At 61.7% G+C, this 14,191-nt stretch carries 17 protein-coding genes; 8 read left to right on the top strand and 9 right to left on the bottom strand.

The annotated features are described in order from the left end of the window. Positions 1-846 (top strand): PstS family phosphate ABC transporter substrate-binding protein (locus tag JQM68_RS09290; protein ID WP_235222733.1); only part of this gene is annotated, 846 nt, incomplete at its 5' end. Further along, the gene (locus JQM68_RS09295; protein WP_235222734.1) at positions 843-1,967 is read left to right on the top strand and encodes a hypothetical protein; all 1,125 of its coding nucleotides are present in this window, start codon (positions 843-845) and stop codon (positions 1,965-1,967) included. The genes JQM68_RS09290 and JQM68_RS09295, both read left to right, overlap by 4 nt. Before the next feature lie 46 nt (positions 1,968-2,013). Here the strand turns inward: JQM68_RS09295 and JQM68_RS09300 are convergent, their stop codons facing one another. From JQM68_RS09300 to yedF, 5 genes are read right to left on the bottom strand one after another with little or no spacing between them, the layout of a single operon-like run. Continuing rightward, positions 2,014-2,532 (bottom strand): NUDIX hydrolase, encoded by a 519-nt coding sequence (locus JQM68_RS09300; protein WP_235222735.1) that lies wholly within the window; start codon positions 2,530-2,532, stop codon positions 2,014-2,016. A 12-nt stretch (positions 2,533-2,544) separates the two neighbouring features. Further along, positions 2,545-2,712 carry a DUF6472 family protein gene (locus JQM68_RS09305; protein ID WP_235222736.1) on the bottom strand — a complete coding sequence of 56 codons (168 nt, stop codon included), beginning with the start codon at positions 2,710-2,712 and terminating at the stop codon, positions 2,545-2,547. 15 nt (positions 2,713-2,727) lie between these two features. Then, positions 2,728-2,964 carry a DUF3343 domain-containing protein gene (locus tag JQM68_RS09310; RefSeq protein WP_235222737.1) on the bottom strand — a complete coding sequence of 79 codons (237 nt, stop codon included), beginning with the start codon at positions 2,962-2,964 and terminating at the stop codon, positions 2,728-2,730. 1 nt (position 2,965) lies between these two features. Further along, positions 2,966-4,102, bottom strand: coding sequence for an aminotransferase class V-fold PLP-dependent enzyme (locus JQM68_RS09315; RefSeq protein ID WP_235222738.1), 1,137 nt, complete (start codon positions 4,100-4,102; stop codon positions 2,966-2,968). Continuing rightward, positions 4,099-4,749 (bottom strand): sulfurtransferase-like selenium metabolism protein YedF, encoded by a 651-nt coding sequence (gene yedF / locus JQM68_RS09320; protein ID WP_412758467.1) that lies wholly within the window; start codon positions 4,747-4,749, stop codon positions 4,099-4,101. Before yedF ends, JQM68_RS09315 begins: the two co-directional genes overlap by 4 nt. A gap of 216 nt (positions 4,750-4,965) precedes the next feature. On the opposite strand from yedF, the gene JQM68_RS09325 reads away from it, so the two are divergent. From JQM68_RS09325 to JQM68_RS09335, 3 genes are all read left to right on the top strand, one after another. Beyond that, complete coding sequence (locus JQM68_RS09325) at positions 4,966-6,222, top strand: diaminopimelate decarboxylase (RefSeq protein ID WP_235222739.1); 1,257 nt, start codon at positions 4,966-4,968, stop codon at positions 6,220-6,222. A 130-nt stretch (positions 6,223-6,352) separates the two neighbouring features. Beyond that, entirely contained in the window at positions 6,353-6,895 is a 543-nt protein-coding gene (locus JQM68_RS09330) for an RNA polymerase sigma factor (protein WP_235222740.1), read from the top strand. Then, on the top strand, positions 6,888-8,297 hold the full coding sequence (locus tag JQM68_RS09335; protein ID WP_235222741.1) for a hypothetical protein: 1,410 nt from the start codon (positions 6,888-6,890) through the stop codon (positions 8,295-8,297). Before JQM68_RS09330 ends, JQM68_RS09335 begins: the two co-directional genes overlap by 8 nt. 43 nt (positions 8,298-8,340) lie before the next feature. Here the strand turns inward: JQM68_RS09335 and JQM68_RS09340 are convergent, their stop codons facing one another. Continuing rightward, positions 8,341-8,709, bottom strand: a complete 369-nt coding sequence (locus tag JQM68_RS09340; RefSeq protein WP_235222742.1) for a VOC family protein — start codon at positions 8,707-8,709, stop codon at positions 8,341-8,343. Between the two features lie 188 nt (positions 8,710-8,897). Between JQM68_RS09340 and JQM68_RS09345 the strand changes: the two genes are divergently transcribed. The 3 genes from JQM68_RS09345 (at position 8,898) to JQM68_RS09355 (ending at position 11,420) form a co-directional block, all read left to right on the top strand. Further along, positions 8,898-9,128: a FeoA family protein gene (locus tag JQM68_RS09345; protein WP_235222743.1), complete on the top strand. Its 231-nt coding sequence runs from the start codon at positions 8,898-8,900 to the stop codon at positions 9,126-9,128. Then, positions 9,125-11,131 (top strand): ferrous iron transport protein B, encoded by a 2,007-nt coding sequence (gene feoB / locus JQM68_RS09350; RefSeq protein ID WP_235222744.1) that lies wholly within the window; start codon positions 9,125-9,127, stop codon positions 11,129-11,131. The genes JQM68_RS09345 and feoB overlap by 4 nt, the downstream gene beginning before the upstream one ends. A 157-nt stretch (positions 11,132-11,288) precedes the next feature. Beyond that, positions 11,289-11,420 carry a FeoB-associated Cys-rich membrane protein gene (locus tag JQM68_RS09355; protein WP_235222745.1) on the top strand — a complete coding sequence of 44 codons (132 nt, stop codon included), beginning with the start codon at positions 11,289-11,291 and terminating at the stop codon, positions 11,418-11,420. 54 nt (positions 11,421-11,474) lie between these two features. Here the strand turns inward: JQM68_RS09355 and JQM68_RS09360 are convergent, their stop codons facing one another. The 3 genes from JQM68_RS09360 to JQM68_RS09370 all read right to left on the bottom strand — a co-directional run bounded on the left by JQM68_RS09360 (position 11,475) and on the right by JQM68_RS09370 (position 14,169). After that, on the bottom strand, positions 11,475-12,224 hold the full coding sequence (locus tag JQM68_RS09360; RefSeq protein WP_235222746.1) for an HAD family hydrolase: 750 nt from the start codon (positions 12,222-12,224) through the stop codon (positions 11,475-11,477). 4 nt (positions 12,225-12,228) lie between these two features. Further along, entirely contained in the window at positions 12,229-12,777 is a 549-nt protein-coding gene (locus tag JQM68_RS09365) for a hypothetical protein (protein WP_235222747.1), read from the bottom strand. 81 nt (positions 12,778-12,858) lie between these two features. Next, a complete protein-coding gene (locus tag JQM68_RS09370; RefSeq protein WP_235222748.1) occupies positions 12,859-14,169 on the bottom strand; it encodes an extracellular solute-binding protein in 1,311 nt (436 codons plus the stop codon). Positions 14,170-14,191: the final 22 nt, after the last annotated feature.

Here is a 14,191-nt window from a genome sequence, read left to right on the forward strand (position 1 = left end):
GCCCCGGCCCCCGCGCCGGAGCCTCAGCAGTTTTTCTTTACCCGGGAAAACTTCCCCCGTCTCAACGGCTCCACCTCCACGGTGCCCCTGGGCCAGGCCATCGCCAGCGTCCTGCTGGGTGAGAGCCGGGAGGAGGTCAGCGACCTTATCCAGTTCTCCAAGACCACCCAGTCCTACCGAGACCTGATGTGGGGCAACGCTGACCTGCTCATCGCCGCCGAGCCCGCGGAGGTCATCTGGCAGGAAAAAAAGGAGCAAGGCTTCGACTGGAACATGGAGCCCTTCGCCGTAGATGCCCTGGTGTTCGTGGTGAACGCGGACAACCCGGTGGATTCCCTCACCGTGGAGCAGGTGCAGAAAATCTACACTGGCGAGATCACCAACTGGTCGGAGGTGGGCGGCGATAACCTGGAGATCGTCCCCTTCCAGCGGAACGCCGAGGCCGGCAGCCAGACCGCCATGCTGAAGCTGGTGATGAAAGATCTGCCCATGATGGAGGCCCCCGCAGACTACGTCCGGGGGGAGATGGGCGACCTCATTGAAGCCGTGGCCGCCTACGACGGCACCCACGCCGCCATCGGCTACACGGTCTACTACTACGCCAACGACATGAAAATGGCCGACGGCCTGAAAATTCTGTCCATCGACGGGGTAGTCCCTTGCGCCGACACCATCCGCAGCGGCGCCTACCCGTTCCTGAACAACTACTACGTCCTCACCGCCGCTGACCTCCCGGAGGACGCCCCCGCCAAAATCCTCTACGACTGGATTTTGAGTGAGGAAGGGCAGAAACTGGTGGCCTATGAGGGCTATGTCTCCGTGCTGGATGTGGGGGATAACGCATGAAGCGGCTGACGGTTTCCCTACTGGCGCTGATCCTGCTGGCGGGCTGCGCGTCTCCCGCCCCGGAACCCGCACCGGAGCCGGAACCCCTCTCCCCGGTCTACACCGACTGGTCCAAGCTGACGCCCTATGAACCGGCGAAAGAGCAGTACGCCTACGCCGATACTTACCGGGAGGACGGCGCGCTCCGGCCCAGTGGAGATTACGGTTTTCTGCTGCCCTACATCGGCAGCTATCTGGAGACGGAAAGCTACATGGGCCCCCTCACCACTCTGGGCCTGGTCACCGTCGACGGGCGGCTGGTGACGCCGCCGGTCTACGCGGAAATTGAAATGGCGCGGGACTGGCTGACAAACGCCTACGCCCCGTTTCTGCTGCTGTACCGGGGCGAGGTCACGGCCCGCCATGAGAACGAATGGGGTTCCTGGGCGGAGGGCGATTTCAATTTGACCGTGGCCTCCCCGGACGGAAGCTGGGTCCGGGAGCTGCCGCCCTGCTACGGCGGCGGCTGTCTCCTCAGCGGCGACCGGTTAGCGTTGGCGCTGACGGACGGCTCCGTCCTCATTTTGAATCCCGACGGAAGCACCGCCATGACTTTCCCCGCCTCCGCTCTGGAGCCGTATCTGGGCGAGGGCTTCACCTGGCAGTGGGACGGCGGCCCTAGCCTGGACTGGGTAGATGATGTAGGCCGGGTCTGGAAGTATGATGAAAACGACCCGGAAGGCAGCCGCTACGCCTGCTGGCTGAACCCGGACACCGGGGCCGTCACAATGGACCCGCCGCCTAGCTTTGTGGAGCCGGAATATGAATACCAGGAAGGCCCGGAGTTGGCCTTTCCCGGCTACAACGACTGGGATACCCTCACCGACCCCGTGACCGGAAAGCTATACTGCTCAGGTGCCCGGACAGACGGCAGCGGTATCCGGGACCTGCTGGACGAACAGGGGCAGGTCATTCTGGAAGACTGCGAGCTGTCCTACTGGGTCATGGGCATTGAACACGGCTGGCAAAGCCCCTGGGTCTGGGCGGACCGCATCGCCTGTTCCGAGGACGGCGTTTTCTGTTACTACGACCTGGGCGGGAACTGCGTGTTCCGCCGGACTATCCAAACGAATCTGGACTGAAAAACAGTGCCGTGGCTCATCAGCCACGGCACTGTTTTTTATTGCATCACTTCGTCGGAAATCCAAAATGATCCCGCATGCTGAACAGGAACTCCAGAAAGCCATCGGGATAGGGAATGAACTCCCCGCTTTTCACCATAGCCAGCAGCTCCTCCAGCGTCACCCAGCGGACGGCGCTGACCTCCTCCTTCTGGAGCGCCAGCTGCGTCTCGTCCAGGTCCCGGTTCACGATATAAAAATCATCGAACCCCTCCGGGAAATTCACCGTCACGGAGGGCCGCAGCCCCGTCAGGTCCAGGGGATACCCCAGCTCCTCCCGGAACTCCCGCTCGGCGCCCTGGCGGCTGGTCTCGCCCGCGTCCACGCCGCCGCCCACGGTCACGTCCCACAAGCCGGGCCAAATACGCTTCTCCGGCGTCCGCTTCTGAATGAGGAGGCAGCCCCGGCTGTCGAACACGCAGACATGGACCACGATGCGGTGCTCGCCGGGTCCCTTGGGGGCGTGGCGCTCCGCCGTCCGGCCCAGGGGTATCCGGTTTTCGTCATATAAATCCACCAATTCCATGCTGCTCTCTCCTCACTGACGCCGGGCGGTCTGGTAATCGTCGCCCCGGCGGTAAAAGGGGCAGGCGTTGTTGGCGCTGCGCAGAAACCGCTCCATCTCGTCCTCGTCCAGGTCCATCGTGCAGTAATACGCGTCGATCTCGTCGTCATAGTCGTAGTGGACGCATTCCTCACAATTCATACCATCATTCCCTTCTCACAGGATGATAGCATAAATGCCGTCGATCATCAAGTGCCGCGCCATCACCAAGTCCTCCAACGCCTCCCGTGCGTCAGGCGGCGCCGCCCAGCACATCCCGCACCCGGCGGTGATGCTCCGGGGCACGGGGATCAGCCGCCCCGGAAGGCCCACCTCCTTGCAGGAGCGCTCCATCGCCATGGCTCCGGCGGTGGTGCGGAAAGTCACCACGCACTTTTCCTGTTTTTGGCGCATCTCATTCCTCCGCCAGGATACGGACGGCCTCCGCCGCCGCGTCGGTCTCCGCCTCCGTGTTGAAGTACGACCAGGAGAACCGGACAGCTCCCTGCTCGGTCGTTCCAAGGGCCCGGTGGAGCCGGGGCGCGCAGTGGGCGCCGGGCCGGGTGGCGATGCCGAACCGCTCCGCCAGCTCATCGGCGACCTCGCCGGAATCCACGTCGGCAATATTCAAAGTCACCACAGGCGCCCGCTCTGTTTTGCTGTGATCGCCGTACACGGTCACGCCGGGAATTTCCCGCACCTGCTCGTAGAACCGCCGGGCTAACGCCGTCTCATGGGCCCGGATGTTGTCCGGCCCGGTCTCCAGCAAAAAGTCCACCGCCGCGGACAGTCCCGCCAGGCCGTGGCTGTTCAGCGTTCCTGCCTCCAGCCGGGTAGGATACTCCTCCGGCTGAGACTCCAGAAAGCTCTGGACCCCGGTGCCACCCACGGCGAAGGGCCGGATGTCCAGCCCCTCCCGGACGCACAGTCCCCCGGTGCCCTGGGGCCCCAGCAAACTCTTGTGTCCGGTGAAGCACACCACGTCGATGTGCTGGCGCTCCATGTCGATAGGGAACACTCCCGCCGTCTGGGAGGCGTCCAGGATGAACAGCAGGCCATGGGCGCGGCAGAATTCCCCCACCCGGTCAATGTCCACCAGGTCTCCCGTCAGGTTGGAGGCGTGGGTGCAGACCACCGCCCGGGTGTCGGGCCGCAGCAGCCGTTCAAAATCATCATAGTCGATTTGGCCCCGGCTGTCGGCGGACACAAAATCCAGCCCCATTCCCTGCCGCTCCAGGCGGTACAGGGGCCGCAGCACGGAGTTGTGCTCGAAGTCGGTGGAGATCACATGGTCTCCCGGCCCCAGCAGACCGGAAATGGCGATGTTCAGCGCCAGGGTGGAATTGGGCGTGAAGCACACATGGTCGGGCCGCCGGCAGCCGAACAGCCCCGCCAGCTTCTCCCGGAGGCCGTACACCGTCCGGGCCGCCGCCAGAGCCTCCGGGTGGACGCCCCGGCCGCAGTTGCCCCAGCCGTCCATGGCCGCCGTCACCGCATCCGCCACGCCGGGGGGCTTGGGCCGGGTAGTGGCGGCGTTGTCCAGATAGATCAAGGCTTGACCACCTTCCCGGCGCCCGCCAGCTTCTCCACAATGGAGTACATGTTGGTCACGGACCCCACCGCTAATCTTTCCGTCAGGCCGTAGTAGTTCAGGCAGGTGCCGCAGGTCAGGATCTCCACGCCCTGCTCCTCCAGCTTTTTCAGGTCCTCCAGAGAAGCGGAGCCCTCAGTGGTCAGTTTCGCGCCGCCGTTATAGAACAGCATGGTCTTTGGCGGCACGGGAAGCTGACTGACGGCGAAGAGGAAGCCCTTCATCAGAGTCTTTCCCAGCTCCTCGCTGCCCCGGCCCATGGCATCGGTATCCACCGCCACTACGAAATCCCCGGCAGCGGGGACGGTACAGGCCATCTCCGGCTCCTCGATGGGCGCATCACCCACAGGGGCCGTGACCTCCATCCTCACGGCAAATTCCTTTTCGCCCCGTTTTTCGGTCACGGCGGTCAGATGGTTCCCCGCGGCCATCCGCAGCAGGTTCTGCACGGCGGTTTCGTTATCCACCAATATTTCCAGCGTTCCCGGCTCGGTCATCTCCCGCAGGGCGCGGGTGGCCTTTACCACGGGGATCGGGCACTGTTCTCCCAAAGCGTTTACGACGATCATCGGCTCATCCTCTTTCTCCGCCGAAGCGGTTTTTCTCATTGTACCGCCTGCCGCCGGGAATGGCAAGGGGTTATTTTTTCAAAAGGATAGCCAAAATAGCCACAAATCCCCGGGCTCTTCCCGGGAAAAACCCGTGCAGTTCGCCGTTTCTCGCCGGATTTCTTGACAGAGCAACGCTTTACATCGTAAAATAGCAGACATGGTATCCAATACGCGGGATTTCCCGCGATTCTGAACGATTCGAGGTCGCCGCCCATGAAAACGCCGTTTGTGACAAAAGACCAGCTGGAGGCCATCGCCGCCCAGTATCCCACCCCCTTCCACATCTACGATGAGAAGGGCATCCGTGAAAACGCCCGCCGCCTGAAGGCCGCCTTCGCCTGGAACCCCGGCTACCGGGAGTATTTCGCGGTGAAGGCCACTCCCACCCCCGCCATTCTGAAAATCCTGAAAGAGGAGGGCTGCGGCTGCGACTGCTCCTCCGAGGCGGAGCTGGTCATGGCCCAGCGGTGCGGCGTCACCGGGGATGGCATCATGTTCTCCTCCAACAACACCCCCGCCCGGGAGTACCAGCTGGCGGACGAGCTGAACGCCATCATCAACCTGGACGACCTGACCATGGTGGACTATCTGGAGCAGTCCATCGGCCACATTCCGGAAAAGGTCTGCTGCCGGTATAATCCCGGCGGCGTGTTCACCCTGGGCGAGACCCGGGAGGGCTTCCAGGTCATGGACAACCCCGGCGACGCCAAGTACGGCATGACCCGCGCCCAGATCGCCGAGGCGTTCACCCGCCTTGCAGCCAAGGGCGCCAAGGAGTTCGGCATCCACAGCTTCCTGGCCTCCAACACCCTCTCCAACGAGTATTATCCCGCCCTGGCCCGCATCCTGTTCCAGCTGGCGGTGGAGCTGAAGCAGGAGACCGGCGTCCACATCACCTTCATCAACCTCTCCGGCGGCGTGGGCATCCCCTACAAGCCCAACCAGCCCGCCAACGACATCGCCGTCATCGGCGAGGGCGTGCGGAAAGCCTATGAAGAAATCCTGGTGCCCGCCGGGATGGGCGATGTGGCCCTCTGCACGGAGCTGGGCCGCTTCATGCTGGCCCCCTACGGCCACCTGGTCACCCGGGCCATCCACGAAAAGCACATCTACAAGGAATACATCGGCGTGGACGCCTGCGCCTGCAACCTGATGCGGCCCGCCATGTACGGCGCTTACCACCACATCACGGTCATGGGCAAGGAAAACGCCCCCTGCGATCACAAGTACGATGTGTCAGGCGGCCTGTGCGAGAACAACGACAAATTCGCCGTTGACCGGATGCTGCCGAAGATCGACATCGGCGACCTGCTGGTCATCCACGACACCGGCGCCCACGGCTTCTCCATGGGCTATAACTACAACGGCAAGCTCCGCTCCGCCGAGCTGCTGCTCCGGGAGGACGGCAGCGTGGAGCTGATCCGGCGGGCGGAGACGCTGGATGATTACTTTGAAACTCTGGTCTGGTAAAAAGTGCTGACCGCCGCGGAACAGTTTGTTCCGCGGCGGTTTTTTTCGGCAAAAGACGCAACGTTTTTCCCCCGCCGCACGTCTAGGAAAGTGAATGCCGGGGGAGCGCTCCCCGGAAAGGAGGTGCCCCATGGACGATGATCTATCCGCCCGGCTGCGGCTGGGCGATCCCGCCGCCCTGGAAGAGGCCATGGACCGTTATGCGTCCTACGCGGCCAAAATCATCGCGGCCTATCTGAACCGCACACTGCCGCCCGAGGATATGGAGGAGGTCCTCTCCGATGTATTCGTCAGCCTTTGGAACAGCCGGGAGCGTCTGAAAGGCGAGGTAAAACCCTATCTGGCGGCGATCGCCCGGAATGCCGCCCGTCAGAAGCTGCGGCAGTTCCGGCCCATGGAAGCGCTGCCGGAGGACCGGGAGCTGGCGGATGAAGCGCCCCAGCCGGAGCAGCGGGCGGAGACAGCGGAACGGGACGCCTCCTTGCACCAGGCCATCGGCGCCCTGTCCCCGGAGGACCGGGCGCTGTTCATCCGTTACTACTACCTGGAACAGACGGTGGAGGAGATCAGCGCCGTCACGGGACAAAATCCCTCCACCCTGCGGGTCCGGCTCCACCGGGGCCGGAAAAAGCTGAAGCAATTTTTGTTGGAAAGGGGTGTTTGCGGTGACTGAATTTCATATTCCCACCGAGCAGGAGCTGGACGCCCTGCTTGGCGAGGAGCCGCAGTTCGACCTGGACGCCGTGAAGCGCCGCGCCCTTTCCCGTATCGGCGAACCGGCGGAACAGCCCCGCAAGCGGCGGCTGCCCCTGCGGGGCCTTCTGATCGCCGCCGTGGTCTGTGTCCTGTCCGCCGGCGTCGTGGCCGCGGCGGATCACGCCACCAACGGTCAGATCACCCAGGCTTTGGGCATCCGGAAGCCCGCGGTGGAGGCCGTGGCCCCGCCCGCGCCGGAGAAAGCCGCCGTACCGGAGGAAAAAGCGCCCCCTGTCCAGCCCGCAAAGCCGAAGCCCGTGCCGGAGGAGCCCCCGGAGCTGGATGAGCAGGTGGCCGAAGCCCTGTCCATTCCCAAGGTGCAGGCCCATAAGCTGCGCCCCGCTGTTCAAAAGGTCGGGCAGACAGCGGAGGACCAGGGCGTCCGCATGACGGTACTGCAGACCCTGGGAGACCCCTCCTGTCTGTATATCAAGCTGCGGTTCGACTTCCCGGAAACGGTCACCGCCAGCGGCTATCTGGAATTTGACTCCCTGAACATCTCTCTTGAAGACGCTGACGGGTACGGCTGGAGCGAAACCATTCTGGAGCAGGATGACCGCTCCATCACCTATCTGCTGTCGACCCATTTCTACGGCGGAGACTCCCTGAACGGCCGAACCATCACCGTGACCGCCGAAAACTACGGCCATCCCCACCAGTATACCGCCGATGAGTCCGTCCAGCTGGCAGGGGAGGCCGGAAAGCCCTATACCTCCATCCTATACCCCGACGGCACCATCGACTGGGCGGTCACGGAGGAGGACCTGGCCGCCCTGCCCCCGGAGGCGGAGCCCACCGTCATTCGCTCCGAAGGCTTCACCATCAGCGTGAGGACGGACGGCAGCAAGGTGGTGACCTACGACGGCGAGCACGGCGACCAGATGCTGACGGTCTATTTGGTGCCGGACTTCGACACGGTGGTCGCCGGCAAATGGGAACAGTCCTGGACGCTTCAATACCAGGACCTCTCCCTCTACTGGAGAGGCGAAACAGAGCTGTTCGACCCCCGGCTGACCCTAACGGAACTCCGCCTCTCGCCTCTTTCCTGGGAGGCCCGCTTCACCGCCCGGGAGCCGCAAGGGGAGGAACTGGGCTTCGGCCTGCTGTACGGCAAAGCCTGGAACACCCAGCTCCGCCGCCGGGACGGCTCCCTGACGGATCTCCCCCAGCATTTCAATGCCGGTCTCTCAGAAAACGGAACGCCGGACGGTATGTATACCGTCTCCACTTTCAGCACGGGCACCGTGTTTGACCAGCCCATCGACCTCTCGGACGTCACCGCCATCGTGATCGGCGGCACGGAATTTCCCCTCTCCTGACATAAAAAGCCTCTCCGCGGCGTTTCGCGGAGAGGCTTTTTCGTCACCGTGTGGGAATGATCTCGACCCAGTACCCGTCCGGGTCGCTGATGAAGTAGATGCCCATGGTGGGATTTTCAAAGCAGATGCAGCCCATGGCCTCATGCTTTTTGTGGGCGGCCTCAAAATCCTCCGCCCGGAGGGCCAGGTGGAACTCGCACTCGCCCAGGTCGTACTTCTGGGGATGGTCCCGCAGCCAGGTCAGCTCCAGCCGGAAGTCCGTTTTGCCATCGCCCAGATAGACGATGACAAAGCTGCCGTCGGCGGCTTCCTTCCGCGCCCCCACCGGCTCCAGTCCCAGGGCCTCCTTGTAAAACGCCAGGGACTTGTCCAGATCGGCCACGTTGAAATTAAAATGGTTGAATGAAAACATAACCGCACACCTCATCTTTCATATATTTCAGTATACCACAGCTGTTTCCGCTCCCGCAAGCCTTTCCAACTTACACAAAAGGGCAGAAAAAGTTTGTCGGTTTTTCTGACAGTTTTCTATTTGACGAAGGCAGTTAGTCGTGGTAAACTCTCCATAGTTAGAAAGAACTAACTTAGGAGGAGATTGTTATGACTTTAGATACTCTGCCTTTAAACCGGGACGCCATCATTACAGCTGTCGGCGGCGAAGGCCCCCTGCGCTGCCGCCTGCTGGACATGGGGCTGATCCCCAAGACCACTGTCCGGGTGGAAAAGGTTGCCCCGCTGGGAGACCCCATCGAACTGCGGGTCCGGGGCTATTCCCTGTCCCTGCGGAAGGAGGACGCCCGCAGCATCGAGGTGGAGGTGAAGGACGCATGATCTTTGCCCTTGCCGGAAACCAGAACTGCGGAAAAACCACCCTGTTCAACCAGCTCACCGGCTCCAACCAGCACGTGGGCAACTTCCCCGGCGTCACCGTGGACCAGAAGTCCGGCGCTGTCCGGGGTCAGAAAAACTGCACGGTGGTGGACCTGCCGGGCATCTACTCCATCCGGCCCTACACGCCGGAGGAGATCGTCACCCGGGATTTCATCATCGACCAGAAGCCCGACGGCATCATCAACATCGTGGACGCCACCAACATCGAGCGGAACCTGTACCTGACCCTCCAGCTGATGGAGATGCGCATTCCCATGGTACTGGCTCTGAATATGATGGACGAGGTCACCAGCGGCGGCGGCACCATCGACATCAAGGGCATGAGCCGCGCCCTGGGCATCCCCGTCATCCCCATCTCCGCCGTGAAAAACGAGGGCGTGGACGAGCTGATCCGCACCGCTGTGGAAACGGCCAAGAACAGAGTTTATCCCCAGGTGTACGACTTCTGCGCCCCCGGCCCCATCCACCGCTGCATCCACGCCGTGGTGCATCAGATCGAGGACCACGCCGAAAAGACCGGCCTGCCTGTCCGCTTTGCCGCCACCAAGCTCATTGAGGGCGATGAGGACATCCGGGCACGGCTGGAGCTGGACCAGAACGAGCTGGAGCTGATCGAGCACAGCGTTCAGGAGATGGAGGCCGAGCACGGCATGGACCGCAACGCCGCCCTGGCGGATATGCGGTATGACTTCATCGAGGGGGTCTGCGCCGACACGGTGGTCAAGTGCCGGGAATCCAGGGAGCGGACCCGCAGCGAGGCCATCGACCGCATCGTCACCAACAAGTATCTGGCCCTCCCTATTTTCTTCGGCGTCATGCTGCTGATCTTCTACCTGACCTTCAACGTCATCGGTGCGTTCCTCTCCGACCTGCTGGCGGCGGGCATCGACGCCCTCACCGCCGCTGTGGACGCCGGGCTGACGGCTTACGGCCTGAACTCCGTGGTACACAGCCTGGTCATCGACGGCGTATTCGCCGGTGTGGGCAGTGTATTGAGCTTTTTACCTATTATAGTGGTTCTTTTCTTCTTTTTGTCCATTCTGGAGGACACCGGCTACATGGCCCGCGTGGCCTTCGTCATGGACCAGCTTCTGCGGAAAATGGGTCTGTCCGGCCGCAGTATCGTCCCCATGCTCATCGGCTTCGGCTGCTCCGTCCCGGCCATCATGTCCACCCGGACGCTGGCCTCGGAGCGGGACCGCCGCATGACCATCCTGCTGACGCCCTTTATGAGCTGCTCCGCCAAGATCCCCATCTACGCCGTGTTCACCGCCGCCTTCTTCCCCAAATACGCGGCGCTGGTGATGATCGGCCTGTACCTGGGCGGTATTCTGGTGGGCATCATCGCCGCTAAGGTGCTGGGCGCCACCGCCTTCCGGGGCAATCCCGTCCCCTTTGTCATGGAGCTGCCAAACTACCGTTTCCCCTCTGCCAAGAGCGTAGGCCAGCTGTGCTGGGATAAGGCCAAGGACTTCCTGACCCGTGCTTTTACCATCATTTTTGTGGCGACCATCGTGGTCTGGTTCCTCCAGACCTTTGACACCCGGCTGAATCTGGTCAGCGACAGCGCCGACAGCCTGCTGGCCACCGTGGGCGCCGTTCTCGCTCCCCTGTTCAAGCCCCTGGGCTTCGGTGACTGGCGGGTCTCCACCGCCCTCATCACCGGATTTATCGCCAAGGAATCCGTCATCTCCACCCTGGGTATCCTCACCGGCGCCGGATCCGAGGTCACGGTGGCGGCCCTGGGCACGCTGTTCTCCACCGTCAGCGCCCTGAGCTTCCTGGTGTTCACCCTGCTGTACACCCCCTGCGTGGCCGCCATCTCCGCGGTGAAACGGGAGCTGGACTCCGGCTGGAAGGCCGCAGGCGTGGCCCTCAGCCAATGCGTAGTCGCCTGGGTGGTGGCCTTCCTGGTGTATCACGCGGCCCTGCTTGTGGTGTGATACTGATTTCAAATAAAATGATTTATTTGAAATCCCGCGTGCTTCACACGCTCGTGCCGCACATGCCGTGCGTCACGCCGTCTCATAAAAACCTGACGTGCTCCGCACTATAAAAAACTTTTTAGCTTTTTATCAGGTTTTAGTATAAGGAGGTCGTATGCTGGAAGTTCTGATCCTCGCCCTGCTGGGCGGCTGGCTGGTGCTGGCCCTGCGGTCCTGCCGCCGCAGAAAAGGCGGCTGCGGCGGCTGTGACGGCTGTTGCTCCACCTGCCGGAAGCACCGCTCCTGATAAAAAAGTCCCCGAGCCGCAGTTTTATAACTGCCGTTCGGGGGCTTTTCCATTTCAGTGCGCGTCCTTCAAAATGGTGTAAACATCATAGATCTCGCTGATGCTGTAAGTCGCCTTCACGCCGTCCGGCACATCCTTGTCCCGGGACGCCGTCAGGTGGGAGTGGATGTGGAACGTCGCGCCAAAGCCCAGATTCTGAGGGCCGATGACGTCGCGGGAGAAGGTGTCTCCCACGTAGGCGCAGGTGGACGGGTCGGACTGCACCTGCTTCAGGGCCACCAAAAAGATATTGGGGTCGGGCTTGCGGTAGCCGGTGACGGAGGAAAGGGTCACATCCTGGAAATAATCCCGGATGCCGTACTCCTTCAGGATCCAGAACACCTGATACATGCTGGCGGTGTTGCTGACAACGCCCAGCTTCATCCCCAGGCTCTTCAGCCCGTCCAGCATCTCTTTGACGCCGGGCCGCAGGCTGCGGTGGTAATAGGTCACTTCCCACATATGGGCCAGTTCCTCCGCGAAAGGCTTGACCGTCTCAAAGTCCAGACCAAAGCGGCCATTCAGAACATAATTGCCCCAGATCTCCTCCGGTTTCAGCTCCCGGTTCGTGGGGCCGCGGTAGGCCGCGTAGCGGTCCCAGCCTTCGGCCAGCTCCTGGACCGCCTCCGGAACATCCATGGAAACGGGGATTCCCTTTTCCCGCAGGATACGCAGGACTTCGCGGGCAGACGCCTCTTTGCTGGCGTCATCCACATAGATGTCCTCCAGCGTGCCGCCCATGTCAAAAAGAACGGTATCGATCATAATTTCACTGCCTTTTCCAGGGTTCCGCCTCCTTGACCGCAGGCGGGTTTTTCAGATAGCGACTGTAAAGAAAGGCCGATGCTCCGCCGCCCAGCAGGATCGGCGCCGGAACGGCCTGTGCGAAGAAAATGAGGAACAGATTCCTCGCCTCCGGCTCATCCCGCATCAGGACCAGCATGGCGATCAGGCAGGCCATGGCCAGCAGGAACATCCAGGTGAAGCTGGCCGGAAGCATCCGCTTTTCCTTAAAAAGCGGCCAGGTCAGCATACACACAGCTGTCCCGAAGACGGCGGGGACCAGGGCCTCCGTCAGATAGACCAGGGCTTTCGGCTCGCCGGATACCAGTGCCTCCAGCGGGTCCAGCAAAAAGAAGAACGAGACGGCATAAATGACGATAAATACCCAGCACAGGCAGAAAGAGTACAGCAGCAGCGTACTTTTCACCTTGCCGTTTTCCGTCATCTGAAACGCCGACCAAAAGCTGTCCGCCGCTTTCGTGACCTTCTGGTTCCACTCTTGATTCTCGATGGGGTTTGAGCCTTTGCCGAGCATGGGGTCCTCCTTTTAGAAGGGCGGGCGGCCGGTTGGCCGCCCGCCCAGTGCGTTTCCGCAATCAGCAATGGGTCAGGATGCTTACTTCTGGTTCAGCCAGTAGGTCCACATATCCTGAACATCGGGATAGATGGCATAGATCGCGTCCAGATCGTTGGGGATAGCGCCCAGCTCAGACAAAGTGGCAGGGTTCTTCTTATCCTCGAAGTCGTCACGCAGAGGCCAGTTGCCGACCTTGGTGAAGGGCTTCAGACCGCCGCTCTGGCAGTCAGCGCCGCCGGTGATGTAGCGGATGAACAGACGGGCGCCGGCAGGGCTGTTGGAGCCGGCAACGGCCATCAGGGATTCAACGTTCAGCAGTGCATTGTAAGGCTTCAGGTTGATGCACCAGGCGATGTTGTAGCCGGACTCCTCCTGGTTCTCGATCTTGCCGGCGGAGGCCAGGCACAGAGCGGGATCGTCCTTGGTGGAGTTATGGACAGCCAGCACCAGCTCGTCACCGTCGCCGATGAAGGTCATCTCAGCCTGAGTGAAGCGCCACAGGTACTCAACACCGGCGTTGTTCTCGGGCACCTCAAAGTTGAAGGAAGAAGCGTCATAGGTGTACTCCAGATCCTTGCCGTAAACGCGCTTGTAGTCCTCGGCCATCTGATCGGCGTTGTTGATGAAGCTGGCGAACAGGGACAGGTAAGCAGACTCCTGTCCGATCTCCTTGGTGTACAGGCGGAAACGCTGCTTGCCATTCTCGTCCTTCTCGATGATCTGCCACCAGCTGTCGATGGGCTGACCATCGGGAAACGCCTCGGTGTTATAATACCAGAAGGCCTGAGAGGCGTACAGAGGATAGCTGTACTTCAGGTTGCCCTCGTCGATGTGGGAGCAGATGTCGCGGGGATAGAAGGGCTCGATGATGCCCTGATAGTAGTACTCATAGAACACACTGCCGTTGACATCCTTGGTCTGCAGCACGTCGGCGGTGACGTTGCCGGTCTCGTTCTCGATCTGAGCCTTGCTCAGAACCTCGTCGGAGTCCAGGTCGGAAACGACCAGATCCAGACCGGGGTACATCTCTTCGAAAGGCTCCTCGGCCTTCAGCATCTTGGAGGAGGTGGCATAGACGTTGATGGTGGTGTCCTCCTTCAGAGCCAGCTCATAGAGCTCCTCGTCGGTCATGTCGCTCCACTCATCCCAGTAGGGACCGTAGGCCTCAGCGCCGGTGGTGGGGTCATAGCCCAGGGGGAGGTCAGTGGTGGGCTCAGCAGGAGCAGCGGGCTCCTCAGTAGAAGTGCCGGGGTCGGCGGGTGCGGCGGGGGTGTCAGCCTTCTTGCCGCAGGATGCCAGGCTGAGAACCATGACAACCGCCATCAGCAGTGCAAACAACTTCTTTTTCATCGGGTCTTCTCCTTTCGTTTTG

Origin of the sequence: Oscillibacter valericigenes (assembly GCF_021531435.1) — a bacterium.
Classification (GTDB): Bacteria; Bacillota; Clostridia; order Oscillospirales; family Oscillospiraceae; genus Oscillibacter; species Oscillibacter valericigenes_B.

What these genes read in the sequence shown, in the direction of transcription:
- JQM68_RS09295 (WP_235222734.1), top strand. Translation starts at nt 843, where the DNA reads ATGAAGCGGCTGACGGTTTCCCTACTGGCGCTGATCCTGCTGGCGGGC.
- JQM68_RS09300 (WP_235222735.1), bottom strand. Translation starts at nt 2,532, where the DNA reads ATGGAATTGGTGGATTTATATGACGAAAACCGGATACCCCTGGGCCGG.
- JQM68_RS09305 (WP_235222736.1), bottom strand. Translation starts at nt 2,712, where the DNA reads ATGAATTGTGAGGAATGCGTCCACTACGACTATGACGACGAGATCGAC.
- JQM68_RS09310 (WP_235222737.1), bottom strand. Translation starts at nt 2,964, where the DNA reads ATGCGCCAAAAACAGGAAAAGTGCGTGGTGACTTTCCGCACCACCGCC.
- yedF (WP_412758467.1), bottom strand. Translation starts at nt 4,749, where the DNA reads ATGAGAAAAACCGCTTCGGCGGAGAAAGAGGATGAGCCGATGATCGTC.
- JQM68_RS09325 (WP_235222739.1), top strand. Translation starts at nt 4,966, where the DNA reads ATGAAAACGCCGTTTGTGACAAAAGACCAGCTGGAGGCCATCGCCGCC.
- JQM68_RS09330 (WP_235222740.1), top strand. Translation starts at nt 6,353, where the DNA reads ATGGACGATGATCTATCCGCCCGGCTGCGGCTGGGCGATCCCGCCGCC.
- JQM68_RS09340 (WP_235222742.1), bottom strand. Translation starts at nt 8,709, where the DNA reads ATGTTTTCATTCAACCATTTTAATTTCAACGTGGCCGATCTGGACAAG.
- JQM68_RS09345 (WP_235222743.1), top strand. Translation starts at nt 8,898, where the DNA reads ATGACTTTAGATACTCTGCCTTTAAACCGGGACGCCATCATTACAGCT.
- feoB (WP_235222744.1), top strand. Translation starts at nt 9,125, where the DNA reads ATGATCTTTGCCCTTGCCGGAAACCAGAACTGCGGAAAAACCACCCTG.
- JQM68_RS09355 (WP_235222745.1), top strand. Translation starts at nt 11,289, where the DNA reads ATGCTGGAAGTTCTGATCCTCGCCCTGCTGGGCGGCTGGCTGGTGCTG.
- JQM68_RS09360 (WP_235222746.1), bottom strand. Translation starts at nt 12,224, where the DNA reads ATGATCGATACCGTTCTTTTTGACATGGGCGGCACGCTGGAGGACATC.
- JQM68_RS09365 (WP_235222747.1), bottom strand. Translation starts at nt 12,777, where the DNA reads ATGCTCGGCAAAGGCTCAAACCCCATCGAGAATCAAGAGTGGAACCAG.
- JQM68_RS09370 (WP_235222748.1), bottom strand. Translation starts at nt 14,169, where the DNA reads ATGAAAAAGAAGTTGTTTGCACTGCTGATGGCGGTTGTCATGGTTCTC.